Raw genomic sequence first — 14954 nt, forward strand, 5'->3', positions numbered from 1 at the left:
ACCCTTAGCCAATCCTCAATGGTCACATCGGGCGTGGATTTTACTCGTAAAGCCCCATTTCCTTGAGGGTGATCCCCCGGATAACCCGTTGTCAACGCCCAGTTCGGCCCGGCGCCGGAACCGGACATAGACCGAGTTCCACTTGCCTTATCGCTCGAGCATATCGCGCCAGGGGCAGCCGACCCGCAGCACTTGGAGCATGCCATTGAGGAAGCGCCGATTATCTCCCGCTGGCCGCGCCCAGCGCCCCCGCTCAGGTGGCAGGAGCAGCCCGATCAGTCCCCATCCCGAATCCGACAAGTCCCCGCGATCCATGACTGCTCTTTAAAATGTAGACTTGAATCAGAAGTCGAGAGCGTTGGAATCCCGTTTGTCAACACCGCCTAGCTAGTCGTGGCACTTCGCGCCTGCCGATCGTTTGGCCGCTACGACCTTCGGTTGAAGCGAACCGAATGCCGTGCTTTGGAACTGCCTTTGCAATCCCTCTGACCCGATTTACGGTGCGAAGCAGAAATCCAAACCTCAATTTTTCATGCAGAGTTTTGCCCAAAATATTTAGCAATATTAGTTATTTGTCGCGCCTAAGCCGGAGTGAGTGGGCCCATTTGCGGGCTTTTCGATGAGACCTTAGAAATTACCTTAATTGACACAACACTTTATGCAGTCAGTATGATGCCTCTTCTGGGCACCATCAACTCATTTCAAAGCATCCCAAAAAGGTCGACAAAACGGCAGAATTCTGCCATTTTCGAGCCTCACCTATCCCGGAATGTATCAGGCGATTTCAGGCAATCCGGGGCCATAAGGTGCCACAGATAGGGCGATATGGCCCCGTTAAAAATCTGGTGGCCCCATGACCCCGCAGTGCCCCGTCAGATCCTCTCCAGGAATTGCTGAGGAGAATCGATCATGGCGCTGACAGACATGAAAATCAGGAACATCCGTCCTTCCGAGAAGGTGACGCAATACACGGATGATCGCGGCCTCTATGTGGAGGTGCATCCGAACGGATCGAAACTCTGGCGCTACAAATATCGTTACATGGGCAAGCAGAAGCGGCTGGCGCTTGGTCGCTATCCGGATGTCGGTCTGGCCGAAGCTCGCAAGAGGCGGGATGATGCGCGGAGCAAGCTGGATGCGGGCAAGGACCCACTCGCTGAGCGCAAGCGCGAAAAGCTTGTCGCCGCATTCAGTGCGGGGAACACATTCGCCGAGATCGCCAGAGAGTACATCGACAAACGCGTCGCCGAAGGGCAATCGGAGGCGACAACCCAGAAGGCCCATTGGCTCCTTGAGCAGCTCAAGCCGATCTGGACATTTCCGGTCGTCGACATCAAGCCTGTCGATCTCTTGGCTGCGCTCAAACGCATCGAGGCACAAGGAAAATTCGAGACCGCGCGGCGTTGCCGATCTTTCGCGGGCCGTGTCTTCCGCTATGCCGTCGCTACCGGACGCGGCGAGACCGATCCCAGTTCAATCCTGCGCGGCGCGCTGGTCGTGCCCAAGGTCAAACATCACGCGGCAATTCTCGATCCTAAAGAAATGGGTGAGCTTCTGCGCGCAATGGACGCTTACACCGGCCACGCTATCACGCGCCTTGCCATGCAGGTGTCACCGCACGTCATGGCGAGGCCCGGCGAACTGCGGATGGCGGAATGGTCGGAATTCGATCTCGACAATGCGGTCTGGAAGATCCCTGCAGAACGCATGAAAATGCGCCGTCCGCATGAAGTTCCGCTGTCGCGTCAGGTGCTAGCCTATCTCGAAGAGCTCTTCGCGCTCACGGGCCCCGACGGGTTTGTCTTTCCGGCCTTCCATACGTGGCGGCGTCCAATGAGCGAAAACACCGTCAATCAGGCGTTCCGCCGGATGGGCTACGCGACTGGCGAAGTGACGGCGCACGGGTTGCGAACCACCGCTTCGACTTTCCTCAATGAAAGCGGGAAATGGTCGCCGGACGCCATCGAACGCTCGCTTGCTCACGCCGACGCTAACGGCGTTCGGGCAGTCTACAATCGGGGACGCTACTGGGAGGAGCGCGTGGCCATGCATCAATGGTGGAGCGATCATCTCGACATGCTGCGCGATGGCGCGGAAATCATGCCGATCAGCAAATCGGCATGATTGTAGCTGCACAGCATGAATGTTCCGGACTAGTCAGAACCAAGATCTTTTCGAGCTTCAGGTGCGCGATAACCCGGCGGGTTCGCCACCCAACGGTTTATCTCGGCTTCGCTCCAGCCCGCCCCATGGACACTGATCGGTATCTGCGGCGGGAAAGTCCCTTCGGCGATCTTGCGGTAGACGGTCGACCGCGACAGCCCTGTGCGGTGAAGAACGGTTTTGAGACGGATGATACGGTCTGGTTCCGGCATGTTCGGCATTCCATTGCTTGGTGGTCACTGACACCCCCTGCAATGAAGTTGGTGGTCTTATGCGATGAGGAAAGAGCTACTTGCGTCGATCGAAGACGGGCGCACGAAAGGCGGCTCCCGGCGAGCTGCATCTGTACGGCGTCACTTGACGCTATACAGGCGAAAGGATAGAAACCGTCATGCGAATCAAGAACGTGATCCACAAAGGGTTGCGGCGTTTCATCGAGAATGACGACGCGAGCGGGTTGCAGGCCGCCGTTGTCACCAAGGTACGGCGCATCGTGTCGTTCCTTCAGGACATGGAGCGTGAGGACGAGCTGCGTACCGTGCCGAGCTGGAAAGCGCACATGCTGACCGGCGACCGCAAGGGGACTTGGAGTTTGTTCGTTACGAAGAACTGGCGGATGACATTTCGCATCGACCGGAAAGAGATCGAGATCATCGACCTCGATTATGAAGACTACCACTAGGAGGTGGCCATGAGCGCAATTGCAGGCATTCGCATGAAGAACCCCGCGCATCCGGGCGGATTCGTGAAGTCGGAGATCATCGAGCCGCTCGGCCTCTCCGTGACTGCGGCGGCGCAGGCTCTGGGAGTCACCCGCGCGACGCTGTCGACCTTGCTCAATGAGCATTCGCAGCTTTCTTCCGAAATGGCCCTGCGGATCGAAAAGGCGTTCGGCGTCCCGATGGACACACTCATGCGGATGCAGAACAGCTACGATATTGCTCAAGCCCGGAAGCGCGAAGGGGAGATCTCGGTAGCGCCATATAAGGGGTTACATGGGGGCTTAGAACGGAGATATTCCCGCTTGCCTTAGAGCTCCCACTGACGGGATTGTCGGCATGCTTGCCATGAGAAGGCGCTTTTCCCGATCAACCGACCATGCGATAGCTCTGTGATGTCAGCACCGAAAATCATTGTCGAACTTGTAGAACGCTTCCTGCTGCACAAAGAAGCGTATCAGGCGAACTCCTACAACGAAACGCAAGTGCGCCGAGAGTTCATCGACCCTTTCTTTAAAGCGCTTGGCTGGGACGTAGACAATGAGCAAGGCTATGCCGAGGCCTACAAGGATGTAGTCCACGAGGACGCGGTCAAGATTGGCGGAAATACCAAAGCTCCGGACTATGCTTTTCGTGTAGGCGGAACTCGAAAATTCTTCCTCGAGGCAAAGAAGCCTGCGGTGAATATCAAGCTGGACGTCGGGCCCGCATTCCAACTGAGACGATATGCTTGGAGCGCAAAACTGCCTCTTTCTATCCTCACTGATTTTGAAGAGCTCGCAGTCTACGATTGCCGGATCAAACCAGAAAAAACTGACAAGGCCAGCGTAGCGCGCACCGCCTATTACACTTTCGACGAGTATCTCGATAAGTGGGACGAAATCGCGGACATCTTCTCCCGAGAAGCAGTATTGAAGGGGTCGTTCGATAAGTATGCGAGCGACAACCGCCGCAAGCGGGGAACAGCGGAAGTCGATGATGCATTTCTCGAAGAAATCGAAGGGTGGAGGGCTGCGCTCGCCCGGAACATAGCGCTACGAAATCGGCAACTAGATGTGCGGGAGTTAAATGCTGCCGTTCAGAGAATAATCGATCGAATTGTTTTTCTGCGTATTGCAGAAGACAGAGGTATTGAAAAATACGGTCAGCTTCAGGCGCTGGCTGCATCAAAAGATGTCTATGACGGTCTGACCTCGCTTTTCCGTAAGGCTGACGATCGTTATAATTCGGGCCTATTTCATTTCAAGAAAGGCGACGGTTCAAACGAGACCTTAGATACGTTTACTCTCGACCTAACGATCGACGATAAGGTCCTAAACCCAATCCTCAATAGCCTATATTACCCAGAGAGCCCATACGAGTTTTCGGTCTTGCCTGCTGATATTCTTGGGCAGGTCTATGAGCGTTTCTTAGGTAAAGTCATAAGGCTCGCCGGTACTCGGGCGGTCATCGAGGAAAAACCTGAGGTTAAGAAGGCTGGAGGCGTTTACTACACGCCAGCTTATATCGTCGACTACATCGTGCAGAACACCTTGGGCAAATTGCTGGAAGGGAAAACGCCATCGCAAGCTTCGGGGGAGGATAGGCGGACAAAAGACCCAGCTCCTCTGCGCGTAGTCGATCCCGCATGCGGTTCTGGATCATTCCTGATTGGTGCCTATCAGTACCTGTTGGATTGGTACCGCGATGCATACGTGTCCGATGATCCCGCAAAATATACGGGTGGGAAAGAGCCGAGGCTGCTTGAGGCTGGGAAGGACGATTGGCGGCTTACGATTGCAGAACGTCGTCGGATACTACTGACTCATATTTACGGGGTGGATATCGATACGCAGGCCGTCGAGGTGACAAAGCTGTCACTTCTACTCAAAGTGCTTGAAGGAGAAACAGCCGATGCGATGGCAAGGCAGATGGATTTTTTCCGAATCCGGGCGCTGCCTGATTTGGGTCAAAATATCAGATGCGGCAATTCGCTCATAGAAAGTGACTTCTATAAAACCTACTCATATTCTCTCTTTTCCGACGACGACCACATCGCGATGAATGTGTTCGACTGGGAAACGGAGTTTCCCTTCCTCAGGCAGACCAAGGGGTTCGATTGTGTCATCGGAAACCCCCCCTATCTGTTCTCGGCTGGGAAGGATCAGGCACTCTATTACCAAGACAGATACACGCTCACAGAATATCAGACGGACTTTTATGTTTATTTCATCGAGAAGGGTGCCCGGCTTCTGAAACCAGAAGGGATCTTATCATACATTGTGCCAGATTCGTGGCTAAATTCAGCCAATTTCTCGCGAGTCCGAAACAGTTTGCTCAACGATTGGTCGACCGCCAACCTAAGCATATTTGAGTACAAAGTTTTTCGTGACGCAAACATTGAAAACACCATATTTTTCACTCGCAATGCAAAGCCATCCAAGACACTCGACATCGTGAGATTCTCGTCACCTAGCGAATGTGAGAAGCTAAGCACGTTGAATGTCGCTGACATCAATCGCTTGGGGCTCATTAACCCGCGCTATGACAAACGTGCAGAGCAAATTATATCGCGGCTTGACGCCACATTTGACGATCTCGGAGCGCAAGTGCGTCTCAACCGGGGCCTGCATGCATACCGTACTGACGGATATGGCTCCTCAGCATTCAGTAAGGGGCCACAGACGACGCGGGACAAAGCAGAAAGATCGTATCACGCCGATAAGCGAATAAATAAGACCTATCTTCCTGAGGTCAGAGGTAGGGACGTGTTCTGGCTCACACATCGTTACTCAGGGCAATTCATTTCCTATGGCGACTGGTTAGCGGAACCTCGCGACCCGGATTTCATGTTGAAGCCAAAGGCCGTTTTCCGGAAAACTCTCGGTCCCATTCTGTCGGGCGCGTATATTGAAGAACCCGCCGCGATCGACCAAGCTCTTTACATAGCAATTGCAAAAAGCGACGGCACGGAAGCTCTAAAGACGGCGCTCGGCGTACTTACAAGCCCATTGGGGGCATGGTATTTGCGAACAAAATACGCGATCTACGATAAGCTGCATCCGTGGTACACCAAGAAACAGCTGGAGCAATTTCCAATGATCCCAAGCTCGGCGAAAATTGCCGGGTTAGTAACAGATTTGACGAATATAAATGATGAGGAACATGCGGCGAATTTGGAGTCCGAACGCCGTCGATTGCGCCTAAAACAAACAATCCTAAAGAGTGAATTGTGGGAGTGCGTGGCGGCTGCTTATGAACTCTCGGATCGAGACCAATCCCTCATCGCTACTGATTGTTGAACCCAACAGCTATACGTTGAGGTATATGGCGCTATGGCGTTGTCGGGCTCGGCAAGAGCCCTGATAATACGGTACTCGACCGCGAAATTGATCTAGTGAGAAAATCTAATGCGCTTGCGGGCTGCCCTGCGTGCGAGCCGCTCTATCCGCTGCGCGGGCCGGGCCTGTAGTCCCGGCCTATCCGGGCAACGATCTGGAGCATCTGGAAGTTGAGCGGGAGTTTGCGGAGGACGCGCTCGGGCCCGCGCATTCTGCGCTCCTGCGGGCGTGATGTTTTTGTGCCGACCCGCAAGCGCTCTCGCTTCTCTTCTCGCCGGGCGAACGCCGGTCGCGCGCTCGTTTGCGTCAGCGGCGCTGCATCTGCGATGCAACAGCCTTGCCGCGCGCTCGGCTTGCCGACACGTCGCCCGTCTGCGTCGCGCCGTGCGAGGGCGCCGTTCCTGTGAGCCTCTGACGCGGCCCGGGCAGCGCCTGACGGCGCAGTTTTTTCATTGGGGAACGCCAAGGGCCTTCGCCCTCTCGTTCCCAAACCCCAATAGACACCCCGTGTGGCGGGCTTTGCCCGCTGGCCCGCGCCAGGGTATCGATTGGGGTTTTCCCTCCCCCTCCCATCCTCGCCGGAAGGCAGAGCCGCATGCCGCAGGCAGTGCGGCCTTCAGCCGAAGGATTTGGGAAATGACCGATTTGCTGTTGCTGTATCGGGCCAGCGGGGCGGAGACGCGGGACAATTATTTGCGTTCCTTGGCGCATGAAAATGGTCTGCCGCTGGAATGTCCGCGCGGCATTGCCGACCGGCTTGGCGAGCGTGAGGATTTCGGAGCACTTGTGCTGATTTGCGAAGACCGCCAAGCGCGGGGGCGATAGCGGTCAGTCCACTTCAGAGGGCCGTCCAAGCGACTGCCAATGTCTGAGTTTGGGGTGGATTGCGGGCGTGCGCATGGCCGCTATGACGACCTGACGTAAGCCGCCGGCGGTCGCTCTGTTTACAAATGTAAGGTTACGCTCGACGTTTCAGTTCTCGCTTGATCCATCGGAAGTATTGCCTGAAAAGAGCGCATCTATCGACTTGTGGTAACAAAAGATTGGCCTAGCCGACCAAAGGGGCAGCATGACTATTGATGAATATGCTCGGGAGATCGCCGAGCGGATCAGGCGAGGCTACAATTCCAAAGATCGCGCCGCCGCTTTTAGCGCCATCGAGGACGCCGAGAAAGAGCTTAAAAGTTCTAAGGTCAGTGATACCGGTCGTGCTGATTTCTGGAAAAAGACCTATCAGAATTTCCGATCAGGCCAGCTCCTTGTCGAAAAACAGGAAGGGTCTGCGCTGCACCAGCTCATGCGCGACATCGAGCGGGATCTGGCAGAGCGCGAAGCCCGGGCTAATGGTGACAAATGACGCCCTTCGAGACCGCTAACCTCGCTCTAGCGGAGAAGCAATATTGCCTTGACCTGATTTACACCGTGATCTCCGGCGCTGCCTTGATCGCGGCAATTTGGGGCGGTTACGTCATCTATGGTCAGCTCAAAAGCGCGCGATGGATGTCCCTCATTACGCTCGAACAAGACATGGCCAACCGGCGCGACAAGTTCCTCAACATCAAAGACCGCCTAGCCAACGAAACTGACACCACAGCCATCGCTGCTGATTACGGGGTGCAGAAAGAAAACTACCTCAATTCGCTTGAGCGATTGGCTTCGTCCGTTCTCAATGGGAATTTCCCCGAGAAGGAAATGAAGCAGGATTATCGGGAGTATATCACGGGTGTCGTGCGCGACTTCCCCGACGAGTTTAAGGCCGGAACGTCCTATCGCAAAATATTAAAGTTATACGAAAAATGGCAAGATTGAGCCATCGGTGAGCCAATGGCAAATATCAAAAACAGGGACTGGAAAAAGATAGAGGAAGCCATCAGCCAGCATCGCGGCAGGGGCTATGTGCTCGATTTCAGTGACCCTGAATTTTCCGAATTCTTCGATGAAGAATTCAGGATCGAAATCGATGATGAGCGCTATCAAACGCACGGAAGCTCGAAGGGCAAACGCCTTCGCGGATTCTGCGAGGCGGAACATCCTTCGGTAGTCTCGCGCGTGCTCCGTGCGCTCTGGAAGGCCTATGAGGACAGGCCGCCCCAGCCATCTGAATACAATCCTATAGACGTTGAGGCGACCAAGGCGGGGTTTTTCTCCGTCATCGAAATGCTTGAAGGCGACGACCAGAATATCCGCACCGATGCCTTCGAGCAGTTTTCCCGCAACGAAACCCTGTCGGAGCTGATCGCTGCCATTGAGCGCGATATTGCAGCCAATAAGCCGCAAGCCGCATTGGACAGGCTGCACACCTATTGCATGAAGAAATTCCGGCATTTGCTGGAGGTGCGCGGTGAAACCGTGACCCGTGACGAGCCGCTACACAGCAGGGTAGGGCGATATCGTAAGACGCTTGTTACCGAGCGCAACCTGCACGAAACGTCGGATCGGGCGATCAAGTCTTCGATTAGCCTGTTCGAGGCCTTCAACGACGTTCGCAACAACAAGTCTTTTGCCCACGACAATGACATCATCACCGCGCCCGAAGCGCGCCTGATTTTTGAGTCCATCAGCGCCATACTGCGCTTTGTCAAAGCGATAGACGTTTCCGCGTTTGAAGAGTGAAAAACGGGCAGACATCAATGATGATAATTGAGCTTACACCCCTGTGAAACTGTCAGGATCGGTGCGCCGAGGAACTGACCTGAACGACTTTCGCGTACTGGGTCGCGGGCGGAAAGGCCGCTTTCGACACGCCATCACGCTAATTTGACGCGCTGCGAGCGAAGGCTTTACTGCTTATCCGTTCGCACTCTTGGCGTCAGCTTTGAGCTTTTCGAGGCGCTCGGTGCACGCCTCATGGACGACACGGCCCAGTTCCTCGACCCGTTCGCCGAGCCAATCGAGTTCTTCCTTCGTGATTCGGTAGTGCTTCGAATAACGCGCTTTCACATAGGCCTCCTTGAGCTTTTCGAAGCGCGCGCGGTCGCGCTTCGTTTCGCGCGGCCAGACATAGGTCAGGCGCGGATCAATGCGCTCGGCTTGGGTGCGCAGGAAACCGAGGTTGTGCACGTGCGGGGTGTAGAAGGTGCAGACCAGCAGCACACAGTGATACAGGCGCTCAGTCGTTTGATGGAATAAGAATGCAGCCAATTTGTAGTCGCCATCATTGACCGCATAGCCCGCATTTCTGCGAAACCCCATTGCTGTTGGCATCCACTCATCGAAGTATTCCCGCGCCATCGCCAGCGCCTGCTCGGGCGTTTTCGGCTTAGGCGTATGAAGCTCAGTCTCGTCGGACTGGTAAAGCGCAACCCCGTCCTCCTTCACGTCCATGAAAAAGTACCGCCCGTGCGCCAGCCCGTCGTTCACCTCCTGCAGGGTGTGAACGATGAAGTTGACCGGAGTTTGGAGCGTGCCGGTGACGCCGTATTCGCGCATCAAACGATCATCGAGCTTGGCCCAGTATTTCACGCGGTCGGTGAGCCGCTTGTCGTTGACGATGATGAGGAGATCGAAGTCCGAGCGATAACCCTTGGCAGTGTGCGGTTCGTCGACCCAGGTGCCGCGCGCATAACTGCCGTAAAGGATGACCTTGAGGATGCGCCCCGCCTTCTTCCACTCGTGCTTGGCGAGCGCGAAGGCGTCGTCGAATTCCTCGAAGATCAGCTGCACCACGCGCTCAAGCTCGCGCTGCTTTTGCGGGGGCAGATGATCAAGGTCAGTGCGCATGGTCAGATGAGTGTAGCAAAGCCGGACTCGGCTCGCACCTTTGTTCTTACTCGGTTTGTTCGAAGGCGCGCTTCCCGCGCCGCCGCCACAGGACCAACGCCTGTTCGCGTTCTTCACCTTGCAGCTTTGCCGCGACCGCGAGGAACGCGCCGAGCAGAACTGCCCGGTCATCATCGGCCAGTTCGACGAGCCCTGCTTTCTGGACCAGACCCCCGAGTTCGATCAGCTGGCGCGTGCGTTCGCGTCGCTTGATCTTCCACTCGCGCATGTCGGTGCGTGCCTTGCGGGCCTCAAGCCGATGCCGCGCCGCTGTCAGGCGGGCCAGCGCTACCCGACTGGCGTTGAGCTCCCTTGCCAGATTTGCGGACCTTGCCTTGAAAGAATGCCGCGCCGCGTTTGCGCCAGCTCTCCCTTCGTGCGGTGTCGGTTGTTTCTGCGATGACCAACAGCGCACCGGCCAGCGTTTCTGCATCGGTGCTATCGGCGCCGGTGCCGATCACCAGTTCCCCGAGCTGCTGCACGCGGCGTTCCTTGAGCTGCTTCGTCTTCACGGCAAGCGCCTTGAGCTCGGCGTCGATATCTCTTGGTTTGCGCATTTTCCTTCTCCGTTTCAGGGTGATGCGCTGATGATAGTAAAGACACGCCGCCAAGCCTTCAGGGTCGTCGGGACGGTCTGATACCGGGTAGTCCCGAGCAGGATTTTATCATGTGAGGGCGCGCTTATACGTCGTGCCGACGTCGCTTGTTTGCAGTAACTGGATTGCCGCTATGGCGATCTACCACTTCTCCGCAAAAGTCATTTCCAGAAGCGCAGGATCGAGCGCGGTCGCCTCTGCTGCCTACCGGTCTGCAGAACGCCTCCACGATGACCGGCTCGACCGCACCCACGACTTCACCAGCAAGTCGGGTGTCGTCCATTCCGAAGTGATGCTGCCCGAGGGGGCGCCCGAACGGCTCGGCGATCGCTCGACCCTGTGGAACGAGGTCGAGGCCACCGAACTGCGCAAGGACGCGCAGCTCTCGCGCGAGATTGAATTTGCGATCCCGCGCGAGCTGAACCAGCAGCAGGGTATCGAGCTTGCCCGGGACTTTGTGCAGGCCGAGTTTGTGGAACGCGGAATGATCGCAGACCTCAATGTCCATTGGGATGTGGGCGCGGACGGTCTCGCCAAACCGCATGCGCATGTCATGCTCTCCATGCGCGAGGTGAGCGAAGACGGGTTCGGCAAGAAGGTGCGCGACTGGAACCGCACCGAGCTGATCGAGACATGGCGCGAGCGCTGGGCCGAACATGTCAATGAGCGGTTGGCGGAGCTCGATATCGATGCGCGGATCGATCATCGCAGTCTTGAGGCGCAGGGGATCGACCTGGAGCCGCAGACCAAGATCGGGGCGCCGTCATTGCGCATGGGCCCCGAGGCCGACCGGCTGATCGAACATCACGCCATCGCCCGCGAGAACGGCGAGCGGATCATCGCCAACCCCGACATTGCTCTCGATGCCATCACAAAGAGCCAGGCGACATTCACGCGCCGCGACCTTGCGCGGTTCGTCCACCGTCACTCGGATGGAAAGGACCAGTTTGATCGCGCGCTGAGCGCGGTGGAGTCCTCACCTGATCTGGTTGCGCTGGGCAAGGATGGGAGGGGACAGGAGCGCTTCACATCGCGCGACATGATCGAGGTAGAAGCGCGGTTGGAACGCGCTACCGCGTCGATTGCAGAACGCGATCGCCACCGCGTTCACGAGCGTTTCCGCGACCGCGCGCTTGCCGCCGCTGAGCAGCGCGGTCTGGTTCTTTCAGGCGAGCAGCGCGCGGCCTTCGAGCATGCCACAGCTGGCAAGGATCTCGGCGTGGTTGTCGGCTATGCCGGGACCGGCAAGAGCGCGATGCTGGGTGTGGCGCGCGAGGCCTGGGAAAGCGCGGGCTACAATGTTCGCGGCGCGGCGCTGTCCGGCATCGCAGCAGAAGGTCTCGAGAACGGCTCGGGCATTGCCTCGCGCACAATTGCCAGCCTGGAACACCAGTGGAGCGAGGGCCGTGACTTGCTCACATCGCGTGATGTTCTGGTGATCGACGAGGCTGGCATGGTCGGCACACGCCAGATCGAGCGGGTTCTGTCTGTTGCAAATGATGCCGGGGCCAAGGTCGTTCTTGTGGGCGATCCGCAGCAGCTGCAGGCGATTGAGGCGGGCGCGGCCTTCCGCGCCATCCATGAGCGCCACGGCGGCGTCGAGATTACCGAAGTGCGGCGCCAGCGCGAGGACTGGCAGCGAGATGCCACGCGCCATCTGGCAACGGGCCGCACCGGGCTTGCTATCGAAGCATATGACGGGCGTGGAATGGTGCATGTTGCCGAGACGCGCGACGCTGCGCGCGAGGAACTGATCGAGGGCTGGAACCGCGAACGCGTCGCAGAGCCCGACCAGTCGCGGATCATCCTGACGCATACCAATGACGAGGTGCGCGCGCTCAACGAGCTGGCGCGCGGCAGGCTGCGCGAGGACGGCGCGCTGGGCGAGGACGTGTCAATCAATGCCGAGCGCGGCAACCGAGACTTTGCGAGCGGCGACCGGTTGATGTTTCTGCGCAACGACCGCGAGCTGGGCGTCAAGAACGGAAGCCTCGGCACTGTGCAGTCGGTCAGCGCGCAGCGCATGGTCGTGCAGCTCGACGATGGTCGAAGCGTGGATTTCGACACGAAGGACTATGCCCATGTCGACCACGGCTACGCCGCGACCATCCACAAGTCGCAAGGTGTCACCGTGGACCGTGCGCATGTGCTCGCCACGCCGGGAATGGATCAGCACAGCAGCTACGTTGCGCTGTCCCGCCATCGCGATTCCCTGGAGCTTCACTACGGCAAAGATGACTTCGCAGACGGCGCTAGGCTCGCCCGCACTCTGTCGCGCGAACGCGCCAAGGACATGGTTTCCGATTATGGTCTAAGCGAAACCATGGAACGGCGCTTTGCGGAGCGGCGCGGTATCAGCTTCCGCGAGCGTATCGCCGAGATCGTCCGCAAGGTTCCTGAAAAGGTGCGCGGTATGTTTGACGGGCTGCGTGTCCCGCAAGCGCCCGCGCCCGAAGCAGATCGCCAGGTCAGGGCGCAGGCAGCTGTCCGGCGTCACGCCCGTGCGGTCAGCAACATTCTTATGGCGCAGGAGGACGGCACGACCATCTCCCAGCTCGTCGCGCAGGGCCGCTATGCGCCGATGGGGCAGGAACTCGCGGAAGCACGCAAAGAGTTGAACGCCTTTAGCGCAAACTACTCCCGCGACATCGAGCGCGCCTACCTTGCGGACCAACCGCTCGCGCACGAAGCCGCCAACGGTCAGGTGCGGCGCGCGATCCTCGCCATGAAGGCCGAGAGGAGATTCAGGGAAGCGGGACAGGAGCGTTCCGATCAGTTTGTGGAGCGTTGGCAGAAGCTTCAGAGGAGCAGCCAGCAGAGCTACAAGCATGGCGAAATGAGCAGTTACCGGTCAGCGCGGACTGAGATGGCGAGCATGGCTAAGAGCTTGGAGCGCGACCCCCAGCTTGAATCCCTCCTCGCCAGTCGCAAGGCCGAACTGGGTATCGGCATCGCAGGCGTTCGCTCGCTTGGCCGCGAGCTCGCGTTCCATCATGGGCTCGATCTTGGGCGAGGGCGGGGGATTGCTATTTGAACTGTGTGCGCTGAGGTCCGAGAAAGCAGGCTGGCAGGAATGCACCTCAAATTCCGACGTTGGCGCAGAACTTATCAGGCCCCGAAAGCGGACATTCTTCGAGCATCGATCTTCGTTTGATCACGCTCAGATTACCTTTCGGATCAGGCTCTTGCTCGTTCAAGAAGTGACGCTCGGGTCTTTCTCCGTCCAAAGCGATCGCGTTTATCCATATGCATTTTGCTGGTGCGCAGCCATCGTCGGAAAGCTGGTTTGCGTAGGGCCGCTGTGGAGAACCTCTGACCCTTGGCAGTTTGGCTAGCCAAAAAGATGTTCAAACTTGCCTGAATTCTGCATAACCGTGAGCGAACGGATACCAAGCATGTCTAACACCAAGCACATTCTTCAGATGCTGAAAAGCAAAGCAGCAGGCGATGACGAGCATTTCTACTCGATCGCCTTACAGATTGCTGCTGCTGAGGCTCGCAGTGGTAGGCGGACTACAGCAGAAGAGCTTAGAGCCGCTGTGGACGATGCAAGGGCTGTCAAATCACGTGGCGCAAGTGTTCCGATTTCATTCTCGCGCCCAAGGGGGGAACTCGAAAGCCTCATCGATCTCCGCGAGCCGAAGCTCCGACTGAGCGATGTTGTGCTGCATCGATCTGTCAGTGAAAAACTCGAAGACCTGATACGGCAGCAGATGAAGCGTGACTGGCTGAGAGAACACGGAAAGACACCGAATCGCAAAGTCCTGTTCGTCGGCCCGCCTGGCTCAGGGAAAACAATGACTGCAGAGGCGCTGGCTGGCGAACTGCGCTTGCCTTTGTTCGTGATCAGGCTTGAGTCGCTGATAACTCGTTTCATGGGTGAGACCGCCGCGAAGGTTCGGCTTGTGTTTGAGGAGACCTTCAAACATCGAGGCGTATACCTGTTCGACGAATTCGATGCACTTGGGAGCCAGCGCAAAGCGACAAATGACGTCGCCGAAATGCGCAGGGTGCTGAACTCCTTCCTGCAAATGATGGAAGAGCCCAATGCTACCGATAGTGTGTTGCTAGGCGCCACCAATCACCCTGAGCTGCTTGACCGAGCCCTGCTTCGTCGGTTCGATTCTGTCATAGAGTTCGAAGCTCCCTCGAAAGAGCAAATCAAGGCGTTGATCCTGCGGTATCTCCGGCCCATGAAACGGCCCCGATTGGCATGGAAGAAGATTGTGGAAGCTGCCGCTGGGCTAAGCCAATCTGAGATCGCACGGGCCGCCGAAGACGCAGTGAAGACCGCGATCCTTGACGAACGGGACGTCATTAAGACGGAAGACGTCCTCAGGCGGTTGCATGAGCGCCGAGAGATGCGAGACGCGTTCTCGCGTGCCGTAAGCTAAGAC

15 protein-coding genes are annotated in these 14954 nt (G+C 57.3%); 10 read left to right on the forward strand and 5 right to left on the reverse strand.

The window, feature by feature from the left end; all coding sequences use genetic code 11:
• Positions 1-147: 147 nt before the first annotated feature.
• Positions 148-315, reverse strand: a complete 168-nt coding sequence (locus ACGHU1_RS03305) for a transposase (RefSeq protein WP_390583428.1) — start codon at positions 313-315, stop codon at positions 148-150.
• Between the two features lie 594 nt (positions 316-909).
• On the opposite strand from ACGHU1_RS03305, the gene ACGHU1_RS03310 reads away from it, so the two are divergent.
• On the forward strand, positions 910-2124 hold the full coding sequence (locus ACGHU1_RS03310) for a tyrosine-type recombinase/integrase (RefSeq protein ID WP_390583430.1): 1215 nt from the start codon (positions 910-912) through the stop codon (positions 2122-2124).
• A gap of 29 nt (positions 2125-2153) precedes the next feature.
• Here the strand turns inward: ACGHU1_RS03310 and ACGHU1_RS03315 are convergent, their stop codons facing one another.
• The gene (locus ACGHU1_RS03315; RefSeq protein ID WP_390583432.1) at positions 2154-2375 is read right to left on the reverse strand and encodes a helix-turn-helix transcriptional regulator; all 222 of its coding nucleotides are present in this window, start codon (positions 2373-2375) and stop codon (positions 2154-2156) included.
• 179 nt (positions 2376-2554) lie between these two features.
• On the opposite strand from ACGHU1_RS03315, the gene ACGHU1_RS03320 reads away from it, so the two are divergent.
• From ACGHU1_RS03320 to ACGHU1_RS03350, 7 genes are all read left to right on the forward strand, one after another.
• Positions 2555-2845 carry a type II toxin-antitoxin system RelE/ParE family toxin gene (locus ACGHU1_RS03320; RefSeq protein WP_390583434.1) on the forward strand — a complete coding sequence of 97 codons (291 nt, stop codon included), beginning with the start codon at positions 2555-2557 and terminating at the stop codon, positions 2843-2845.
• A gap of 9 nt (positions 2846-2854) precedes the next feature.
• A complete protein-coding gene (locus ACGHU1_RS03325) occupies positions 2855-3196 on the forward strand; it encodes a HigA family addiction module antitoxin (protein ID WP_390583436.1) in 342 nt (113 codons plus the stop codon).
• An 81-nt stretch (positions 3197-3277) separates the two neighbouring features.
• The gene (locus tag ACGHU1_RS03330; RefSeq protein WP_390583438.1) at positions 3278-6163 is read left to right on the forward strand and encodes an Eco57I restriction-modification methylase domain-containing protein; all 2886 of its coding nucleotides are present in this window, start codon (positions 3278-3280) and stop codon (positions 6161-6163) included.
• A 675-nt stretch (positions 6164-6838) separates the two neighbouring features.
• Positions 6839-7027, forward strand: coding sequence for a hypothetical protein (locus ACGHU1_RS03335; RefSeq protein WP_390583440.1), 189 nt, complete (start codon positions 6839-6841; stop codon positions 7025-7027).
• A gap of 244 nt (positions 7028-7271) precedes the next feature.
• Positions 7272-7559, forward strand: a complete 288-nt coding sequence (locus tag ACGHU1_RS03340) for a hypothetical protein (protein WP_390583442.1) — start codon at positions 7272-7274, stop codon at positions 7557-7559.
• Positions 7556-8011: a hypothetical protein gene (locus ACGHU1_RS03345; protein ID WP_390583444.1), complete on the forward strand. Its 456-nt coding sequence runs from the start codon at positions 7556-7558 to the stop codon at positions 8009-8011. Before ACGHU1_RS03340 ends, ACGHU1_RS03345 begins: the two co-directional genes overlap by 4 nt.
• A gap of 15 nt (positions 8012-8026) precedes the next feature.
• Positions 8027-8815 carry an abortive infection family protein gene (locus ACGHU1_RS03350; protein WP_390583446.1) on the forward strand — a complete coding sequence of 263 codons (789 nt, stop codon included), beginning with the start codon at positions 8027-8029 and terminating at the stop codon, positions 8813-8815.
• Positions 8816-8989: 174 nt separating this feature from the next.
• Here the strand turns inward: ACGHU1_RS03350 and ACGHU1_RS03355 are convergent, their stop codons facing one another.
• From ACGHU1_RS03355 to ACGHU1_RS03365, 3 genes are read right to left on the reverse strand one after another with little or no spacing between them, the layout of a single operon-like run.
• Positions 8990-9922 (reverse strand): HEPN domain-containing protein, encoded by a 933-nt coding sequence (locus ACGHU1_RS03355; protein ID WP_390583448.1) that lies wholly within the window; start codon positions 9920-9922, stop codon positions 8990-8992.
• Positions 9923-9968: 46 nt separating this feature from the next.
• Positions 9969-10190, reverse strand: coding sequence for a conjugal transfer protein TraD (locus ACGHU1_RS03360; RefSeq protein ID WP_390583450.1), 222 nt, complete (start codon positions 10188-10190; stop codon positions 9969-9971).
• A 22-nt stretch (positions 10191-10212) separates the two neighbouring features.
• Complete coding sequence (locus tag ACGHU1_RS03365; protein WP_390583452.1) at positions 10213-10518, reverse strand: conjugal transfer protein TraD; 306 nt, start codon at positions 10516-10518, stop codon at positions 10213-10215.
• Positions 10519-10690: 172 nt separating this feature from the next.
• Between ACGHU1_RS03365 and traA the strand changes: the two genes are divergently transcribed.
• Both traA and ACGHU1_RS03375 read left to right on the forward strand, forming a co-directional pair.
• Positions 10691-13591: a Ti-type conjugative transfer relaxase TraA gene (gene traA / locus ACGHU1_RS03370; RefSeq protein ID WP_390583454.1), complete on the forward strand. Its 2901-nt coding sequence runs from the start codon at positions 10691-10693 to the stop codon at positions 13589-13591.
• 361 nt (positions 13592-13952) lie between these two features.
• A complete protein-coding gene (locus ACGHU1_RS03375; RefSeq protein ID WP_390583456.1) occupies positions 13953-14951 on the forward strand; it encodes an AAA family ATPase in 999 nt (332 codons plus the stop codon).
• Positions 14952-14954 lie beyond the last annotated feature (3 nt).

The sequence above is a fragment of the Erythrobacter sp. MTPC3 genome (assembly GCF_042854385.1).
Lineage (GTDB): Bacteria > Pseudomonadota > Alphaproteobacteria > Sphingomonadales > Sphingomonadaceae > Erythrobacter.

Excerpts from the sequence above, each read along its gene's own strand:
- ACGHU1_RS03305 (WP_390583428.1), bottom strand. The coding sequence starts at position 315 with ATGGATCGCGGGGACTTGTCGGATTCGGGATGGGGACTGATCGGGCTG.
- ACGHU1_RS03310 (WP_390583430.1), top strand. The coding sequence starts at position 910 with ATGGCGCTGACAGACATGAAAATCAGGAACATCCGTCCTTCCGAGAAG.
- ACGHU1_RS03315 (WP_390583432.1), bottom strand. The coding sequence starts at position 2,375 with ATGCCGGAACCAGACCGTATCATCCGTCTCAAAACCGTTCTTCACCGC.
- ACGHU1_RS03320 (WP_390583434.1), top strand. The coding sequence starts at position 2,555 with ATGCGAATCAAGAACGTGATCCACAAAGGGTTGCGGCGTTTCATCGAG.
- ACGHU1_RS03325 (WP_390583436.1), top strand. The coding sequence starts at position 2,855 with ATGAGCGCAATTGCAGGCATTCGCATGAAGAACCCCGCGCATCCGGGC.
- ACGHU1_RS03330 (WP_390583438.1), top strand. The coding sequence starts at position 3,278 with ATGTCAGCACCGAAAATCATTGTCGAACTTGTAGAACGCTTCCTGCTG.
- ACGHU1_RS03335 (WP_390583440.1), top strand. The coding sequence starts at position 6,839 with ATGACCGATTTGCTGTTGCTGTATCGGGCCAGCGGGGCGGAGACGCGG.
- ACGHU1_RS03340 (WP_390583442.1), top strand. The coding sequence starts at position 7,272 with ATGACTATTGATGAATATGCTCGGGAGATCGCCGAGCGGATCAGGCGA.
- ACGHU1_RS03345 (WP_390583444.1), top strand. The coding sequence starts at position 7,556 with ATGACGCCCTTCGAGACCGCTAACCTCGCTCTAGCGGAGAAGCAATAT.
- ACGHU1_RS03350 (WP_390583446.1), top strand. The coding sequence starts at position 8,027 with ATGGCAAATATCAAAAACAGGGACTGGAAAAAGATAGAGGAAGCCATC.
- ACGHU1_RS03355 (WP_390583448.1), bottom strand. The coding sequence starts at position 9,922 with ATGCGCACTGACCTTGATCATCTGCCCCCGCAAAAGCAGCGCGAGCTT.
- ACGHU1_RS03360 (WP_390583450.1), bottom strand. The coding sequence starts at position 10,190 with ATGCGCGAGTGGAAGATCAAGCGACGCGAACGCACGCGCCAGCTGATC.
- ACGHU1_RS03365 (WP_390583452.1), bottom strand. The coding sequence starts at position 10,518 with ATGCGCAAACCAAGAGATATCGACGCCGAGCTCAAGGCGCTTGCCGTG.
- traA (WP_390583454.1), top strand. The coding sequence starts at position 10,691 with ATGGCGATCTACCACTTCTCCGCAAAAGTCATTTCCAGAAGCGCAGGA.
- ACGHU1_RS03375 (WP_390583456.1), top strand. The coding sequence starts at position 13,953 with ATGTCTAACACCAAGCACATTCTTCAGATGCTGAAAAGCAAAGCAGCA.